We start from the raw sequence: 17795 nt of genomic DNA, 5'->3' as shown, positions 1-17795 counted from the left end.
GGATCGTCGAGGTTGAGCTCGAGATGCTTTCGAGCGGTGTCGTACGCACGTCTCGCAGCACTGCCTGCGCTGTCGGCCCGGTGAAAGGTTTTCGGCCAGAGAGCATTTCATACAGCATGCACGCCAGGCTGTATTGATCGCTCCTCCCGTCGATGATTGTTTCCCCCGCCGCCTGCTCCGGGCTCATGTACGCGGGCGTGCCCACCATCATGCCCGTCTGTGTCAGCGTGTCGCTGGCGGCGAAGGTGACCGCCTTTGCGATACCGAAATCCATCACCACCGCCTCACCTTCCTGAAGCATTACGTTCTCGGGCTTGATGTCCCGATGGACAACGTCCTGCCGATGCGCGTAGTCAAGCGCCGAAGCGGTGCCGCGACAGAGCTGGAGCGACTCCTCGAGCGGCACCTTGCCGTCGCGCAACAGCCGGTCTCGAAGCGACTCGCCTTCGACAACAGGCATCACGTAAAAGAGAAATCCGGCGGCTTCGCCCGAATCGAACAGTGGAACGATACGTGGATGGTTCAGGCGTGCGGCGAGCTTTATCTCGCGTAGAAACCTGTCGGGCCCAAGAGCGGAGCTGAGCTCGGAGTGCAGGACCTTGAGCGCGACGCGCCGATCATGGCGAAGGTCAATGGCCAGAAATACCGTTGCCATGCCGCCACGGCCGAGTTCCCGGTCGAGGCGATAGCGAGAAGACAATGCGGACTCGAGCCCTGGGTGCAACTGAATCTCCGTATGAAACGCGTGGCGGCCAAAGGTACGCGGCTGCTCAGGCCGCGGCCAGCGATGCGAATCCGTGAAATTCCTGGCTGCGCCCAGAATAGTTCAAGTAGGCCACTTGCACGCTCCGCTTTGAGTATTTATACATTCTGTGTGCATAATAACTCGGTTTCTCCGCTTCCCTTCACGCCGGCTGCGCTTTCTCCAGATAGCCCCCGCCCGCACATTCGGGCCGCCGTAGAAAAGGACGCAGACCGGATCGCGACGCTGATCGCGTGCTACATCGCCGACGGGCTAATGCTGCCGCGAACCACCAGCCGCATCGCGCTCGGCATCGACAACTACATCGTCGCCGATGCAGATGGAGAAATTGTCGCCTGCGCTGCACTGGAGGAGTACTCGCCGTCGCTCGCCGAAGTCGCATCCGTCGCCGTCGCCCGATCGCACCACGGTTCCGGACTAGGCTCTCAAGTCGTACTCGGCGTCGAACGTCTTGCCCGCGCACGCAACATCGGGGAGCTGTTCGCGCTGAGCCTCAGCGAAGGATTTTTCTTTTCGCTCGACTACACTGCGAGCGACATCTTGAACTACCCCGAAAAACAGGCGCGTTACGACGCAATGATCGCTGTCGGGTACGCCATCGTGCCGAAGCCCTGCTTCAAGAAAGTGCTCGGTAATTCATGGGAGCTTCCACAACTGGTTCCCAGCGCGTTCGCCACCACGCAGCCGGCTCGCCGCGCGAGCTGACAGATTCAGCCCGCCATGGCGGGAGATTCCGACCGCGAAGCCCGCGCCGTCTTACGTATTCGTCCTCGATCCTCAATAAGTCGTCGATCGTCAATTGCCGTTGGTCCTGGATCCGAACGTGTCCTCAATCCTCAATCCGCGCCCCTGATTTCGCCTGAGGGCGCCGCTATCTCCCGCGCGAAAGCGATATAGTCCGTAGGAATCGGCACGCTCCCCGCCTTTCGCAGCGACGTGGCGATCTGCCCACGGTGATACATCCCGTGCAGCGCGACGTGAATGAGGATATCATCGAGCGCGGTGGCAAATTCAACCCCGGCGGTGTTGCGATAGGTGATCAGCTCCGCGAGCCTGGACGCCGATGCGTCGCGCAACACCATGCTGAAACCGTGCGTGTTCTTCTTCGCCAGATCTGCGCAGTCGTCAAGCGACATCTCCGGCCACAACGCAACCCTCTGCTTCAGCCCGCCGATCCGCGAAAGCCAGACGTGCTCGGCGGCAATCAGATGTGCGTAAACGTTCGATGATTCCGGCGGCGGAGAGGCGCTGCGGCGCAAGCTCGCGAGCACACGCCCATCTGCCCACTCCAGGTGTTTGTAAAGTCGAACCAGATGGCTTGTCATCATTGAAAGCTATCTTTCTTCGCATCCCCGGGCACGCTGGCGCTTGCTGCGACCTGCGTCGACATGCTTTTTACGGAGCGCTGCCAGAGCCGCACCGGCATTGTCTCGTTCATCGCCCCTGATATTCAGTTATCTGTCAGACTCAGCATATGGATGAAATCCGCATGACCCAGGCAGAGTTTATTGCCGACGAGATTGGCCGGGCATTGCGCGGGGACGCATGGCACGGTTCGTCGCTGAACGAGCTGCTCGAGGGGGTGACTGCCGATGAAGCCATACAGCGTCCCATACCGGTAGCGCACAACATATGGGAACTGGTGCTTCACCTCACTTCCTGGTCCAACATCGCGCTTCGGCGTATCGCTGGCGGACAGGCACAGCCGTACGAAGATGAAGATTGGCCACTTACCGGAGAGCTCTCCATGGTACGGTGGGCTGCCGCCCGTGAAGAATTGACCGAGAGCCACGAGCGGCTGCGAGAGATCATCGTCGCGCTGAGTGATGCCCGCCTCGCGGATGACGCGCCGCAGAGCACCCGAAGCGTCGCGATGATGCTGCACGGCGTCGCGCAGCACGCGGCCTATCACGGGGGGCAGATCGCGCTTCTCAAAAAAGCTATAACACCATTTCACAGACGAGTGGCATTGTGAACACTGTTCTACGTACCCGGCCGTCCCCCGATGAACATCCGCAATACGCGGCAGCCTACATTGCGCGCGTGCCCGACGGCGATGTGCTGGACATCCTCGCAAGTCAGATCGCCGAGACGTCGGCGCTGATCAGGGAACTGCCCGATGAGCGAGGTGACCATAAGTATGCACCCGGCAAGTGGAGCATCCGCGAAGTCATCGGCCACCTGTCGGATTCTGAACGGGTGTTCACTTACCGCGCACTGCGCTTCTCCCGCGCCGACACCGCTCCCCTGGCGGGTTTTGATGAGAACGATTTCGTCCGTGAGGGGCCGTTCTCGCGAGTCAGTCTAGTCGACCTGGCCGATGAGTTCGAGCATCTGCGAAAGGCCACGCTGCATCTGTTCCGGAACCTCGACGACACGGCCCTCATGCGCCGCGGATCGGCCAACGGGGCCGAGACGTCCGTACGCGCGCTGGCTTTCATCTGCGCTGGTCACGAGAGCCACCATCTCCACATACTGCGCACTCGATATCTATGACCATCAATCGCCGCACGTTTGTCCACCGGGCAGCAGCCACCGCGGCTGGGTTCGGTATTCTCCGCACTACTCAGGCATGTGCACCGCCGACGCCCGCCACTCCGCCGACCCTGCTCCCAGGCACATTCACCGGGCTGCGCGACCGCTACTTCCTGTATAATCTCGAGCGCAATCCGGTAGTCTCAACATATCTCGGCGGCGACGGATACAGCGCAACGCTGTCTAATGCCAACGCCCGCCTCCGTGATTACACACCGGCCGCGATCTCGGCCGAGCTTCGGTTTTACAGAGATGTACTGGCCGCGATCGGCCGGGTGGCGATCCCGACACTGACGCCCCGCGATCGTGCCGATCATGAGCTGATGTCGGCACAACTTGCGTTTCTCATCCGCCAGGCTGCAGACCTTCGCTACCACCTGCGAGCCGTCGACACGTATGTCGCTGAGCCCTTTCGTGGAGTGGATTGGCAGATTCAGCAGATGCTGTCACTTCCAGGCGGATTGCTTGGACGCGAGGATGAGTGGCAGCTCGTGGTTTCGCGCACCCTCGCAATCCCGGCATACCTCACGGTCGCGCAGGCGAACCTGCTCGCTGGTAAACGCGCGGGAATCCTTCCCGACAAGCGAATGGTGCAACGTGACGGAATCAGCGGCAGCCGGGACAATGCCACCTACTTCCGCGAAACACTGACTAAAACGGCGCAGCAGTTCATTGGCGCGCGCGCATTCGCGCCCGGGATGCTCGCGCAGATTGGCGGCGCCGGCAATGCCGCGGCGGCAGCGTGGGAACAGTTCGCCGCTTTTTTATCTCAGACTTTCGACGCCAACGAAGCACCGGACAGATTCGCGGCCGGCGAGCGGGAATACGAATGGCGTGTGCGCAATGTGCTTCGCGATCCGCGCAGCCCCGCCGAGCTTTACGAATACGGCGCTGCCCAGGTTGCCCTGTATACGGGCAGGATCGTCGGTGTTGCACGCAGTTTCTCCACTGAAGCGAAGCTGAACCTGCCCTTCGCTACCGAGGCGGATCGCTATGCGAGCGTACGCCGAGTGATGGATTTCCTGTCCAAAGATTCACCGAAAGACGATCTCCAGCTCTTCAAGTGGTACCGGGACGCGGGTACGCGTGCGGTTGCATATGGGCGCGAGCACAAGCTGTTCGAGATTCCCGCGTCCTATCAACTCGAGGTCCTGCCAACGCCGCCCGTATTGAGAAGCACGATCGACGCGGCATACTATCCAGCTCCCCCATTCAAGAAGGGCGGTGCCGGCCGGTTTTACCTCACGCCGACAGGCAACGATCCTGCGGCCCTCAAAATCAACAACTTCGCATCCGTTGCAGACACGGCGATCCACGAGGGTTTCCCGGGCCACGACTGGCACTATCGCTACATGAGTGAACACGCAGCGGAAATCTCCAACATTCGCTGGCTCACTCCGGGAGGCGTCGAAGACTCGTCATCGATGTGGAGTGACTCGATGGCCGCCGAAGGCTGGGGGCTATACGCCGAGGAGCTCATGGCCGAGCCGGTGCCGAATCATCCCTATGGGTTCTACAACGCCGGAGAGTATCTCTACGAGCTTCAGGGGCAGCTTCTGCGCGCCGTCCGCATCCGCGTCGATGTGGGTCTGCACACGAGCCGTATGAGCTTCGACGAGGCTATCGATTATTTCACTGAACATGTGTCCTTCACGCCCGGAGCAAGACTGCGCGCCGCGACGGACCCGACCGCGCGCGCGATCACTGATGGTGCGACGCGCGCGATCTACCGGTACTCCAAGTGGCCCACCCAGGCCATAACCTACAACCTCGGCAAAAATGCAATCGTTGAGATGCGCGAGGCATGCAAAGCACGCATGGGTTCCGCGTTCTCGGCCCGGGAGTTCCATGAGCGGTTCATGCGTGAGGGTACCATCCCGGCCGCCTACGTGCGTGAAGGATTTCTGAATCAGTGCGGGTCACCTCCAGGTTGAGCAGATCACTCGGACGCGGTTAAGCTGGTGACGTCTCGCCGCGATTTTCTTTCGGGTATGGTGGCCACCGGGGTCGCCTCGAACGCCGTGTTCCGCGACAGCGGAATTGCACGGCCTCCGGATAACTCCGAATGTCTAAACTACAATCGATGAGATCGACACGTTCGCTGACAAGGTGACTCAGGCGATCAGAAAGGGTATTACATAGAAAAAGAGGCGGGCCAGAAAGCCGCCTCTTTTCTTCGATCTAATCCTTTCTGGTCTTGCTTCCCTTGGGCCGGCCACCCTTGCGGGCCGCCTTGCCGTCCTCGATCAGCTGGTCGAACGCGGCCTTCGCGTCCTTCATCAGCGCTGCATGCGTCGCGCTGCGATCGCGCTCGGCGCGCTTCTTTTCCATCTGATAAAGGGCCTGAGGCGTCTTATTTATCATAAAGACTTCACCATCCATTTTGTGTCCGGTGCATATGTTGTCAGCGCCCCGCGCGGCAATTGCCGACGGAGCGCTAGTATTGAATCAATATAGTCAATTTGTGACCGCTTTGGGAGTGGGCGACGAGGGTCGCCTGGACCATGATATACGATGACCGCTGCTTTGCAGAACACGACAGTCTGTCTCACGTTGAGACTAACACCTGCCCCAACCTGTTTACACTCGGCGCAGCTCAGGAAATCTCCAGAACGCCCATGCCGCATAACAAAGCATTACCACCGCGCCGGTGCCGATTGCCCACTGCACGCTTGTAGCGCGCGCAACCGCCCCGGCTATCAGCGACCCGATCGGCGTGAAGCCCACGTACACGAACACGTATGCCGCCATCACCCGGCCGCGAAGCTCGTCCGGCACGACGGATTGCAGAATTCCGTTCGCCAGAGCGCCATTGATGAGCATCGTCAACCCGAGGAAAAGCAGCACTCCGGCAGCGACCTCAAACACGTCGACGATGGCGAAAATCATCAGTAGCAAGGCGAACGAGAGCGCTGACGCCATGAACAGCCGCCCCCTTCGGATACGGGCGCTCAACGCAGCCAGCGCCAGCGCGCCGGCCAGGGCACCTACTCCCACGAAGGTAACGAGCAACCCGTAGCCGCTGGCGTTGGTGCGCAATACGTCACGCGCCAGCACCGGCATCAATGTCAGGTACTGAAATCCGAAGATCGAATAAATGGCAATGATGCCCATCAAACCGGTGACTTCGCGTTTCGATCTGATATAAGCGAGCCCTTCCTTGAGCCCTTCAAAAGCAGCCACTTCGCGTTGCGCCGGGATGAACTTCGGAAGCCGGATCGCCAGAAGGCATCCGATCACGGCGATGTAGCTCAATGCATTGATCCCGAAGCACCATGCCAGTCCGGCCCCGGCAATCACGGCGGCGGCGACCGACGGTCCGATGATCCTCGCGAGATTGAAGCCACCGGAGTTCAGCGCGATTGCGTCGACGATGTCGTCCCGCCCCACGAGATCGACGATCAGCGATTGCCGCGCCGGTATCTCCACTGCGCTGATGAGACCGTTTACCAGCGCAAGAGTGATCAGCACCGGAATGTTGATGTGGTTCGTCCATACAAGCCACCACAGAATCGCGGCCTCGACCGACAGCAGGACCTGAGCGATCGTCACCAGCTTCAGCTTGTCGCGGCGGTCGACAAGCACGCCGGCATATAGCGAGAACAAAAGTATTGGCAGCGACCCGGCGGCACTCACCAGCCCGACGATGAACGCGTCGTTGGACAACTGCAGCGCCAGCCACCCCAGCGCCACCTGATGCATCCACGTCCCGATAAGGGATACCGTCTGCCCCATCCAGAACAGCCGAAAATTCCGGTGCGCCTGCAGCACGCGAAACGGGTTCATCGGTTCTCTAATGGGTGGCATTCTTGGGGGATAATATCGTCAAGGCGCCATCCGAACGTTGCGCCGAGCGCCCCTGGACTTGCAGTCCTTCACCCTTCCTCCTTCCCGAACGTCGCCGCAATGTATTATTCAGCATGCGGTCGCATACGTACTCCAGATTCAGCCCGGAAATGGCAGATGCCGTTGACCTTCAGGCACTGCTTGGCAAACTCGCCGACTTTCTGTTGCAGTCCGGGTTCGCCGGCGGGCAACAGTTCGATCCGTGGGGAGATTTCTACGACGAACCCGATCGTTCGGTTGAAGCGCTCAAGCAGGCGATTCTCGATGCACTCATAGATAGCGGACAATTCACCCCCGAGCTGCTGAAAGCCCTTCGCGGTGACGGCACTGAAGACGCCGAAGAACAGCTTGCGAAGCTGCTCGACGATCTCGTCAAGCGTCTGTCCGCCGAGGGCTATCTCAACACAGATGCTCCACCGCAAATGCCGGCCGGTCATCAGCAGGTTACCGGGCCAGGTGGACTCGCGCACGAGGCCTCGAAGAGTGTGCAGTTCAATCTCACTGACAAGGCGATCGATTTTCTCGGCTATAAATCGCTCAGGTCGATACTAGGCTCACTCGGAAAGTCGAGCTTTGGGAGTCACGACACACCTTATCTGGCAACGGGCATCGAAGCAGATGGATGGAGCAAGCCATACGAATTCGGCGATGTTCTCAACATCGACGTCAACGAGACGCTCCTCAATTCGCTGGCACGGACGGGTTCGCTCGAAGTGCCGATGGATCTCGACTACAGTGATCTGATGGTGAGGCAATCCGAGTACCGGTCATCGTGCGCTACGGTGCTGATGCTCGACACTTCGCATTCGATGATTCTGTACGGCGAGGACCGTTTTACTCCGGCCAAGAAAGTTGCGCTCGCTCTTACGCATCTCATCCGCACGCAGTTCCCTGGCGACACGCTTCGTGTGGTGCTGTTCCACGATTCCGCGGAGGAAATTCCGCTTGCAACTCTGCCGCAGGCGCAGGTGGGGCCTTACCACACCAACACTGCCGAGGGTCTCAAGCTCGCCCGGCGTATCCTGATGTCGCAGAAAAAGGACATGCGGCAGGTGGTAATGATCACTGATGGCAAGCCGAGCGCCCTGACCCTGCCCAATGGGCAGATCTACAAGAATTCGATGGGGCTGGATCTCGCGGTTGTGAGCGAGACACTGAAGGAGGTCGCAAATTGCCGGCGGTCGGGGATCATGATCAACACCTTCATGCTCGCTCGCGACCGCGCACTCGTGGAGTTTGTCAAACGCGTCTCCGAGATCAGCCGCGGCAAGGCGTACTTCACCAACACCATGACGCTTGGCCAGTTCATCCTGATGGACTTTCTCCGGAAGAAGACGCGCCAGGTTTCGTAATTCGTAATTCACGCAGAGGACAAGCTTGCAACGGACCATTCCTTCGTTCCCTCGAAAAAGGCAGGTGGTGTTACCGGGCACGGCTGCCATAGCGCTTCTTCTGCTCGCTGCCTGCGTGAGATTATCCGTAACCCCTTCCGGTACCGTGCCGGCTCGCGCGAGCGGACCTTACGACATCCTGATCACGAATGCACGCATTGTCGATGGGACTGGTAATCCCTGGTACCGAGGCAGTGTAGCCACGGCTGGTGATCGCATCGCGTATGTGGGAGTATCGCTGCCGGGCCAGACCGCGCGCCGTGTTATCGATGCCAAGGGACAGGTGGTTTCACCCGGGTTCATCGATATGCTCGGCCATTCCGAAGGTTCGATCCTCCGCGGGCCGCACGCTGTATCGAAAATCACTCAGGGAATTACCAGTGAGATCACCGGCGAGGTGACTTCAGCGTGGCCGAACTATTCGAAGGGAGAGGCGCCGCCGGCAACGCAGGGGTGGAGATCGCTCGACGGGTATTTCCGGGAGCTCGAGCGGCGCGGGGCAGCGATCAATCTCGGCACTTACGTCGGTACCAGCTCGGTGCGCCGCGCAGTGATGGGTCTCGAGAAGCGCTCGCCCACACACATCGAGATGGCGCAGATGGGCGCGCTGGTCGACTCGGCGATGCGCGATGGCGCTATGGGACTCGGCACGGGGCTCATTTATCTCCCAAGCACTTTCTTCACGACAGACGAGCTGATCGCGCTCACTAAATATGTGGTTCCCTATCGCGGCGGTTACGCGACGCACATGCGAAGTGAAGGCGCCGGTCTGCTGGAGGCAGTGCGCGAAACCATCAGGATTGCATCGGGTGCCGGAACCTGGGCGCAGATTCGTCACATCAAATCCCGCTCGGCCGCACAGATGGCGCAGGCGCTTGGCATCATCGACTCGGCGCGGAAGGCAGGCATCGATGTCACCGCCGATCAGTATCCGTACATCGCGAGCGGTACCGGACTGTCGGCAATGCTCAACACCTGGGTGCAGGAGGGCGGCAGTGATTCGATGGTGACCCGCCTGCGCGAGCCAGCGGTGCGAGCGCGGCTGAAGACCGAACTGGGCGAGGACTCAGCTGCCGGTATCAGAACAGCAGAGCGCACTATGGTGAATTCGGTTTCAGCCGATTCTCTCAAGCGATTTCAGGGAATGCGGCTCACCGATATTGCGAAAGCATGGGGGAAGGCCGATGCCTACGACGCTGCCTTCGACCTGTTGATCGGCGACCGTGGCCGCACGAGTGCCATCTACTTCTCGTTCAACGAGGATGCGCTCCGGATGGCGATGCAGAAGCCGTGGGTATCCGTCGGGCAGGATGCGGGTGCAGTGAGTCCCGATTCAGCCGGCAGATTCGGCGAGCGCGGACATCCGCGGGGCTTCGGAACATTCCCCCGCATTCTCGGGCGTTACGTGCGTCAGGACTCGGTGATCACTCTCGAGTTTGCGATCCGCAAGATGACATCACTGGCCGCACAGAGGGTGGGACTTCACGATCGAGGGCTGTTGAAGGCGGGCATGTATGCCGACATCACTGTCTTCGACGCGGAGACCATCATCGACCGTTCGACGTATGAACAGCCACAGCAATTGTCGACTGGCGTGAGCTACGTGATGGTGAATGGCGTGCCGGTGGTGGACAATGGGAAGGTCACATCGGCGTTGCCCGGCCGCGCGCTGAGGGGGCCTGGTTACTTGCAGCGTGTGAGACGCTAGGCATCCATAACCGCTTGCCCGGCGTAACAACTGTGCAGATCACCAACTCGTCCGCCCGAAAGAAACCCTCTGTCTGGAGTTGCCGTGCGAAAATCTCTGTTGCTCACCGCTGTCATCGCGTTCTCTGCCGCCGCATGCGGTGGGGATTCCACGGCTCCCAGGACTGGCGATAATGGGGGCGGGGGCGTTGGAAGCCCCGGGGGCGGAAGCGTTCAATGTCCGGCGAACACTATCTGCATGACTGGCGTGAGGTTCAGCCCGACCACGCTGACGGTCGCCCGCGGGACTGCGATTACCTTCCTCAACAACTCCGGCATCCTTCACAATGTGCTGTTCGGTGCAATCCGGTCCCCCGGTGTCACCGACATTCCAAATCACTCATCGGGCAGCAACGATCGTGTTTTTTCAGCAGCTGGAACGTGGGAGTTCGTCTGTTCCCTCCATTCGGGAATGGTCGGGCAGATCGTGGTTCAGTAGAGGGCCGCCGACGAGCGCGTCACGTCACGTCCACGTTTAACATCATCCCGAGGTCCTCATGCTGGAGGTTGTGGCAGTGCAGGGGGAACACCCCGCGGTATCGATCGAAGCGCACCAGAACCGTCACCTTTTCCAGCGGCATGAGCAATACGGTGTCTTTCCAACCGCGTTCATAGGGATAGACCGTGTTGCGGCCACCGACGCGGGATTCGATCTGAAACTGTGTACCATGCAGGTGCACTGGATGGGGAAGCGGGCTGTCATTCAAAAAAATCCATCGCTCGACCTGCCCGAGAGGGATTCGCTCGTCGATTCTGTCCATGTCGAATGAGACGCCGTTGATCAGGTGCATCTCCTTCTGGTTGCTACTCCGGAGCAAAAACGCCCGGTCCGAGACGGCGGCGGCGAGGGGCGCAACGTTTGACAGCGTCGCAGGAAGCGGCCGCTCGATTCCACCGCCTCCTTCGGTTCGCAACAGCTCGAGCAGGTCCATCTCCGCGCCTTGGGTGAAGCTTCCAGTGGACGTGGTCGCCATTTCGAACGGCAGTGACTTGAGCATCAGCCGGCTTCCCACCTTTACGGAGGCGAAATCGACCAGGAAATCGACACGTTCTCCCACACCAAGAAAGATGCTGTCGACCTGGGCAACAGAAGGAAGCAGTCCTCCATCGTTCCCGATGACCAAGAAAGGCGCACCGTTGGAAAGTCCAAGGCGATACACCCGGGCCTGCGAACCGTTAAGCACGCGAAAGCGATAACGGCCGCCGATAACATTCAGGCTCGGCATCCTTGCTCCGTTTCCGAACGCCACATTACGCAATATTCCAGCATGCAGGTCGGTATCTGAAGGCGCGTAGTCGAATGCCTTGCCCGCATCGCCGTCCCTGTCCTGGAGCAGAAGCAGAATCTCCCGCTCCCCCTTGGGAAGACCGAGTGAATCCTCCTCCTCGTCGCTGATAATGAAGAATCCCGCAAGGCCGCGGTGAATCTGCGCCGCAGTGCGGCCGTGTGGATGAGGATGATACCAGAATGTCCCTGCCCGCTGGACAACCGGAAACCGATAGTCCAGCGTCGCGCCACCCTGAATCGCACGGCGGGGATGGCCGTCCGCTTCCTCAGGGACAATAAGCCCGTGCCAGTGCACGATGGTAGGCTCGGGAAGCTGGTTGATCAAACGTATCTGCGCCTGTTCGCCACGCCTCGCCCGAATCGTGGGTCCGGGCAGCATGCCATTGAATAACCAGGCAGCCGACGACTCCCCCGGGGCAATTCTGGCGAGGCCGGAACCGGCGATGAGCGTGGCTCCAACAGCCGATAAAGTTGCGGGCACTGGAAGCGCAGAGCGGCTGCCCGGGCCGGGCTCTGGCCCGGGCGCGGGCTCGCCGCAACTAATCAGAGTGATACTACTTCCCGCCGAAGCAGCAACCGCCGCGGCGACGTGCAGAAATCGCCGCCGGTTCAGACCGGCGGCAGGATTGGAAGACATCAATGCACGCGCACGGTACCCGTCATCGCCGCGTGAAATCCGCAAACGTAGTCGAAGATTCCTTTGGCTGGAAACGTCCGGGAGGCGGAGGCGTTCCTCAACTCGTCGATGCTGGCAGGGGCAGCCGGGCTGTCGAACGTCACATTGTGATGAATGGCCCCTATAGTCCATGTCACATTCCCCCCCACGCTAATGTCTACAATGTCCGGCAGAAAGGTGAAGTCGGGTGCCCTGACCGTCGCCGCCGTCGGAGCCACCTTAACCGTCACGGTCGTGGCACCACTTTTGGTGACTCCTCCTGCCGTAACAGAGGCCGTGACCTGAGCCACACCCGCCCCCGCGGCAGATACGGTTCCATCATTGCCAACCGTGGCGACGGAACCGTTCTGGCTGGAGAAGCTGGTCGAGGCGATGTTGGTGATTGGCGTGCCGTACTGATCCTTGGCGACCACAGTCAGCAAGACAGTATTTCCGGGCGACGCGGTGAAGAGCGACGCCGGGCCCGGCGTTACCTCGACCGTCGTAAGGACTGCCGGGGCGGGTTCTGTAGTCCCGCATCCAGCGGCAAATACCGCGCATGTAAGTAGGATTACTATCGTTAAACGAAGGGGTTGCATAGGCCGGTCTCCCGCTGAAGGGTTAGGTACTTACATCTCTATAGCGAGATTCGGCGCTGTATCGGCTCAGCGAGTCAGCTTGGGCCTGCGATGCAACCTCATTGGAGTCGATCAGCCTTGCCCCACAATTGGTTTACAAGGCGCACGGCATCTGACTGGCCAGCGGTGAAGTCGAGGGGCATCGCACGCAGCGAGAAGACCAATCGCGAGATTTTGAAGCGGTCTTGCAACACATTTCTCCCGATTGCTGCAAACCACTCGTATCTTGCTCCTATCAGTAATTGCGAGATTCCGGCGCCGAACGGCTTACCATCAGTGCTTCGAGAAAAACGAGTCATGTCATTAGAGTCGTCCGATATTACGCGCTTGGTTCGCAGCTGGGCCGGGGGCGATGAAAAAGCGCTTGATCAGATCGTGCCGATTCTTTACGACCGGCTGCGCCAGCTCGCCCACGAGCGGCTCAGATCCGAGGCCGACGGCGTGTCACTGAACACAACGGAGCTCGTACACGAAGCATATCTCAAGCTGGCCGACACGCGGAATCCGAACCTGCAGCATCGGAGTCACTTTCTCGCACTCGCGTCGCGGGTGATGCGCAATTTGCTGGTAGACCGTGCACGCGCGCGTCTGACCCGGAAGCGCGGCAGCGGTCAAATCCCGCTCGAGTGGGCGGACCTTCCAATCCCGGATGCAAAGCTTGACGTGGTTATGGAGCTGGATGAAGCGTTGCAGCGACTTGAAATGTTGCATCAGCGGCAGAGCCAGATTCTCGAGCAGCGTTACTTCGGCGGACTTTCCCTCGAAGAGACGGCAGAGGCCCTAGGGGTATCGCTTGCGACGGTTAAGCGGGAGCTGCGGTCTGCTCGCGCGTGGCTCGCGCTCGAACTCCGCGCCGAGCCATCGCTGTAGATGATCGACTCCGGGCGCTGGGAGCACGTCTGCTCGCTATTCGACGAGCTGGTAGAGTTGAACTCCTCAGAGCAGGCGGCGCGACTGGAAGCGTTGGACGGGAGCGACGCCGAGTTGCGCGCATCGCTTGCCTCACTTCTGGCTGCGGACAGTGAGGCGGAAAAACAGTTGAGCCACATTGAAGGAGCGTTTGTTCTCTCGCCGGACGCGCATGATGCCCCTGCACCTCCGCGCGATTTGTTCGGACTGACTGGCAAGACGCTGGCGCACTTCCGAATTCTGGAGCCGCTCGAGGCAGGAGGCATGGGTGTGGTGTACAGGGCGGAGGACACGCGTCTGCACCGCACTGTCGCGTTGAAGTTTCCGCTGCCCGGGCACCGCTTCGACGACTCCAGCAAAAAACGGTTTCTCCGCGAGGCACGCTCGGTGGCCGCTCTCGACCATCCTAACGTCTGCAGCGTTTACGAGGTAGGCGAAAGTGCGGACGGCCAGCCGTTCTTTGCGATGCCGCTCTATTCCGGCGAAACCCTGAAAGCGCGTCTCGCACGCGACGGTCCGCTGTCAATCGGGTACGCGGTGGCGGTCGCCACGCAGATTGCCGATGGGCTTGGTGCGGCGCATCAAGCCGGGATCGTGCATCGCGACGTGAAGCCCGGAAATGTCATGCTGCTGACCGATGGCACCGTCAAGCTTCTGGATTTCGGCTTGGCAAAGGGAGGGGATGCGAGCCTTACGTCATCGCGCGCAACGCTCGGCACGGTGGCGTACATGGCGCCGGAGCAGATCAGGGGGCAGCCGATCGACGGCCGCACAGATCTGTGGGCGCTGGGAGTGGTACTCTATGAAACAATTACCGGGCACCGCCCTTTCGAGGGTGACGGTGACGTAGCGATGGCCCACGCGATCATGCACCGCGAGCCGGAGCGACCCTCTCGGCTCCGAAACGAGATCCCGGCCGCCGTTGAGGGAATTCTTTTCGCACTTCTGCGTAAAACGCCGACAAATCGTCCAGCGACCGCTCAGCAGGTTTCAACCGAGCTCAGCGCAGTGCGGCTCGGCCGCGCGCCAGCACCGGCTCGCGCAGCTCGTCAGCGCTGGGCGGCCCTTACTGGATGGCGCAGGAGCCGCGCTTCTCGTGCGATAGCCATCCTGCTCGTGACCCTCACACTATCAACAGTGGCTTTGTCGGCTATGACCCGCCTTCGCGCGTCAAAGCGTGTGAGCCCTGTGGTCACGAGTTCGATCGCCGTTCTGCCCTTCACCAATCTCTCCGAAGATCCCGAACAGAAGTACTTCAGCGACGGGATCACAGAAGAGCTGACAACGCACCTTGCAAAGGTGGCGCAACTACGCGTGGCTGCGCGAAGGTCCTCCTCGCATTTCAAGGGCGGGCACGTGGATCTACGCGAGGTTGGAAGAATGTTAGGCGTCTCAAGCGTTCTGCAGGGAACAGTGCAGAAAAAAGGGACGCATGTCCGCGTCACCGCGCAGCTCACTGACGCGGCAAGTGGGTACCACGTCTGGGCGGAAACGTACGACCGGGAAATCAGCGACATTTTTCTGATTCAGGATGAAATCAGCCGCGCAATCGTGCTCGCGCTTCGGATAAGCCTCTACCAGCCGGTGCCCGCGCGCGTGCCCTCAACCCGCAACTCCGAGGCGCACGACCTTTACCTCAAGGGCCGCTACTCCTGGAACCAGCGGAACGAGGGTGCGATGGTCCGCGCGACGAATTTCTTTCGGCAGGCCGTGGCACTCGACCCGGGATACGCCGCCGCCTGGTCCGGGCTTGCTGATGTCGAAATCGCGCCACGTCCAGCGCGCCCTTATGAACGCTTTGCGCGCGCAAAGGTGGCTGCCACGAAAGCGCTTGCTCTTGACAGCACACTTGCGGAGGCCCACGTCTCGATGAGCTGGGTCAACATGTGGTACGATCGGGATTGGAATAGCGCGGAGCAACACATCCGGCGGGCCATTGAGTTGAGTCCTGGCGATATGTGGGCAATAGGCCGGTATAGCGCCTACCTTGCGGCGGTCGGGAGATTGCAGGAGTCACTGCCACTGGCTGAGCGGGCTTCTGCACTCGACCGACTCTCGTACGTGCAGGCGGCGCATCTGGGAAGCCACTATCTCTGGCTCCGTCGCGAGCGCGAGGCAGAGACACAATTCCGCAAGGCACTGGAGCTTTCGCCGGATTTATTCCTGGCCCATTGGGGTCTGGGGCGCGTGTACCTGACCCAGGGTCGCTACCGGGAAGCGCTCACCGAGCTTGAACACAAGGGTAGCGATTATACCGGTCTGCACAGGCCGGGGCTTTTGGGCTATGCGTATGGCCTCGCGGGGCACGAGGCCGAAGCTCGCCGGATACTTGCCGAGCTCCAAGGAAAAGCGCGGAGAGGTGAATACGTCTCGCCGGTCGATCCGGCGATCATTCACATCGCGTTGGGGGAGAAGGAGCGGGCTCTTGATTGGCTGGAGCGAGTGGAGGGCGACCGCGGCGCACGCATTTTCTTCGTCGATCCGATATTCGATCCGGTGCGCAGCGATCCGCGCTTCGAACAACTTGTGCGACGACTGGGTCTGAACGCATCGCTCGCCGCTCTCCGAGTTGAGAGAGATGTCCCAACGCGCCGGCTCGAGTAAGGAACGAAGGCGTCGCGAAGTTACTGACCGCCGCACGAAAGCTGACGCGGACGCCCCGATACACGCTTGACCGATTACGCCGCCGGCCCGTTTACAACGTAGCGTTCCGCTCGTACGGCCGTTCGTCGTAGCCAGTGTAGATCTGCCGTGGCCTGGCGATTTTCTGCTCCTTGTCGAGCAGCATCTCTTCCCATTGCGCCAGCCAGCCGGCAGTGCGGGCAATCGCAAACAGTACTGTGAAGAATTCCGTGGGGAACGCCATCGACCGGTAAATCAATCCGGTGTAGAAGTCGACATTCGGATACAGCTTGCGCGAAACGAAATATTCGTCCGACAGCGCAATCCGCTCGAGCTCCAGCGCAATCTCGAGATCCTTGTCCACGCCAACGACGGCAAAGACTTCGTCCGCCAGTTTCTTCACGATCGTTGCCCGCGGGTCGTAGCTCTTGTAAACGCGATGTCCGAAGCCCATCAGCTTGCCCTTGCCACCTTTTACGCCCTCGATGAACTGGGGAATGTTTTTCACATTCCCGATCTCCTCGATCATCCTGAGAACCTGCTCGTTCGCGCCGCCATGCAGCGGGCCGAAGAGCGCCGCTATTCCGGCCGACATGGCCGAGAACGGGTCGACATGCGATGAGCCTACCGCTCGGACCGCGCTGGTCGAGCAGTTCTGCTCGTGATCGGCGTGAAGGATGAACAGTACCTCGAGCGCCTTCGAGAAAATGGGATTGGCCTCGTACTTCGGCTCTGTCATCCGCGCGACCATCGACAGGAAATTGTCGACATAAGACAGCTCGTTGTCCGGATAAACGAATGGGAGCCCTTTTAAATGCCGGTAGCAGAAGGCAGCGATGGTCGGAACCTTTGCGAGGAGACGGATCATCGAGATGTTCCGCTCCTGCTCGTCCATGATGTTGCGGGCCGACGGATAGAACGACGCAAGCGCGGCAACCGAGCTGTTCAGCATCGCCATGGGATGAGCGTCGTAGCGAAAACCTTCAAGAAATTTCCGCATGTTTTCGTGCACGTATGTGTGGTACGTGATCTCGTGCACGAACTCATCGTACTCTGTCTGATTGGGCAGCTCACCGTGCCGGAGCAGCCACGCTACTTCGAGGAAGCTGGAACCTTCCGCCAGCTGCTCGATGGGATAGCCGCGGTACCGCAGGATGCCCTTGTCCCCATCGATGTAGGTAATCGAGCTCCGGCATGACGCGGTGTTCAGAAAAGCAGGGTCATAACTGAGAAGACCCGGATCGTCTTCATCCGAAGTCGTGATTTTTTTCAGATCGTTGGCGCGAATGGCACCATCGGCGATCGGAAGACTGTAGGTCTTTCCGGTGCGCGAGTCAGTTACGTCGATTGCGTCTGTCGAGGCTGATGGATCAGGGGGTGCAGCGGTGGTGCCGGTCATGCG

The 17795-nt window shown here is 60.2% G+C and carries 16 protein-coding genes; 9 read left to right on the top strand and 7 right to left on the bottom strand.

Annotated elements, in window-relative coordinates; all coding sequences use genetic code 11:
* On the bottom strand, positions 1-700 hold a 700-nt coding region (locus tag WKF55_00850), incomplete at its 3' end, for a serine/threonine-protein kinase (protein MEJ7758115.1).
* Positions 701-874: 174 nt separating this feature from the next.
* On the opposite strand from WKF55_00850, the gene WKF55_00845 reads away from it, so the two are divergent.
* Positions 875-1468 (top strand): GNAT family N-acetyltransferase, encoded by a 594-nt coding sequence (locus tag WKF55_00845; GenBank protein MEJ7758114.1) that lies wholly within the window; start codon positions 875-877, stop codon positions 1466-1468.
* Positions 1469-1599: 131 nt separating this feature from the next.
* Here WKF55_00845 and WKF55_00840 read toward each other — a convergent pair whose 3' ends face one another.
* The gene (locus tag WKF55_00840; protein ID MEJ7758113.1) at positions 1600-2091 is read right to left on the bottom strand and encodes a DinB family protein; all 492 of its coding nucleotides are present in this window, start codon (positions 2089-2091) and stop codon (positions 1600-1602) included.
* A 161-nt stretch (positions 2092-2252) separates the two neighbouring features.
* Here WKF55_00840 and WKF55_00835 point away from each other — a divergent pair, with 161 nt between their 5' ends.
* The 3 genes from WKF55_00835 to WKF55_00825 are packed head-to-tail and all read left to right on the top strand — an operon-like array spanning position 2253 to position 5232.
* The gene (locus WKF55_00835; GenBank protein ID MEJ7758112.1) at positions 2253-2738 is read left to right on the top strand and encodes a DinB family protein; all 486 of its coding nucleotides are present in this window, start codon (positions 2253-2255) and stop codon (positions 2736-2738) included.
* On the top strand, positions 2735-3259 hold the full coding sequence (locus WKF55_00830) for a DinB family protein (protein MEJ7758111.1): 525 nt from the start codon (positions 2735-2737) through the stop codon (positions 3257-3259). The genes WKF55_00835 and WKF55_00830 overlap by 4 nt, the downstream gene beginning before the upstream one ends.
* The gene (locus WKF55_00825) at positions 3256-5232 is read left to right on the top strand and encodes a DUF885 domain-containing protein (protein MEJ7758110.1); all 1977 of its coding nucleotides are present in this window, start codon (positions 3256-3258) and stop codon (positions 5230-5232) included. The genes WKF55_00830 and WKF55_00825 overlap by 4 nt, the downstream gene beginning before the upstream one ends.
* A gap of 247 nt (positions 5233-5479) precedes the next feature.
* Here the strand turns inward: WKF55_00825 and WKF55_00820 are convergent, their stop codons facing one another.
* Both WKF55_00820 and WKF55_00815 read right to left on the bottom strand, forming a co-directional pair.
* On the bottom strand, positions 5480-5680 hold the full coding sequence (locus tag WKF55_00820) for a hypothetical protein (GenBank protein ID MEJ7758109.1): 201 nt from the start codon (positions 5678-5680) through the stop codon (positions 5480-5482).
* Positions 5681-5878: 198 nt separating this feature from the next.
* Positions 5879-7105, bottom strand: a complete 1227-nt coding sequence (locus WKF55_00815) for an MFS transporter (protein MEJ7758108.1) — start codon at positions 7103-7105, stop codon at positions 5879-5881.
* 113 nt (positions 7106-7218) lie between these two features.
* Between WKF55_00815 and WKF55_00810 the strand changes: the two genes are divergently transcribed.
* The 3 genes from WKF55_00810 to WKF55_00800 all read left to right on the top strand — a co-directional run bounded on the left by WKF55_00810 (position 7219) and on the right by WKF55_00800 (position 10720).
* Positions 7219-8496 (top strand): VWA domain-containing protein, encoded by a 1278-nt coding sequence (locus WKF55_00810; protein ID MEJ7758107.1) that lies wholly within the window; start codon positions 7219-7221, stop codon positions 8494-8496.
* 115 nt (positions 8497-8611) lie between these two features.
* On the top strand, positions 8612-10243 hold the full coding sequence (locus WKF55_00805; GenBank protein MEJ7758106.1) for a D-aminoacylase: 1632 nt from the start codon (positions 8612-8614) through the stop codon (positions 10241-10243).
* A gap of 84 nt (positions 10244-10327) precedes the next feature.
* The gene (locus WKF55_00800) at positions 10328-10720 is read left to right on the top strand and encodes a plastocyanin/azurin family copper-binding protein (protein MEJ7758105.1); all 393 of its coding nucleotides are present in this window, start codon (positions 10328-10330) and stop codon (positions 10718-10720) included.
* A 19-nt stretch (positions 10721-10739) separates the two neighbouring features.
* Here the strand turns inward: WKF55_00800 and WKF55_00795 are convergent, their stop codons facing one another.
* Together WKF55_00795 and WKF55_00790 are read right to left on the bottom strand one after the other, a co-directional pair.
* Positions 10740-12050: a multicopper oxidase domain-containing protein gene (locus WKF55_00795; protein ID MEJ7758104.1), complete on the bottom strand. Its 1311-nt coding sequence runs from the start codon at positions 12048-12050 to the stop codon at positions 10740-10742.
* 155 nt (positions 12051-12205) lie between these two features.
* Positions 12206-12658, bottom strand: coding sequence for a plastocyanin/azurin family copper-binding protein (locus tag WKF55_00790; protein MEJ7758103.1), 453 nt, complete (start codon positions 12656-12658; stop codon positions 12206-12208).
* A 501-nt stretch (positions 12659-13159) separates the two neighbouring features.
* Between WKF55_00790 and WKF55_00785 the strand changes: the two genes are divergently transcribed.
* Both WKF55_00785 and WKF55_00780 read left to right on the top strand, forming a co-directional pair.
* A complete protein-coding gene (locus WKF55_00785) occupies positions 13160-13732 on the top strand; it encodes an ECF-type sigma factor (GenBank protein ID MEJ7758102.1) in 573 nt (190 codons plus the stop codon).
* Positions 13733-16375 (top strand): protein kinase, encoded by a 2643-nt coding sequence (locus WKF55_00780; protein MEJ7758101.1) that lies wholly within the window; start codon positions 13733-13735, stop codon positions 16373-16375.
* A 91-nt stretch (positions 16376-16466) separates the two neighbouring features.
* On the opposite strand, the gene WKF55_00775 is transcribed toward WKF55_00780, so the two are convergent.
* Positions 16467-17792, bottom strand: a complete 1326-nt coding sequence (locus WKF55_00775) for a citrate synthase (protein ID MEJ7758100.1) — start codon at positions 17790-17792, stop codon at positions 16467-16469.
* Positions 17793-17795 lie beyond the last annotated feature (3 nt).

Source organism: Gemmatimonadaceae bacterium (genome assembly GCA_037721215.1).
Lineage (GTDB): Bacteria > Gemmatimonadota > Gemmatimonadetes > Gemmatimonadales > Gemmatimonadaceae > UBA4720.
This window is presented reverse-complemented; position numbering and strand designations above follow the sequence as displayed.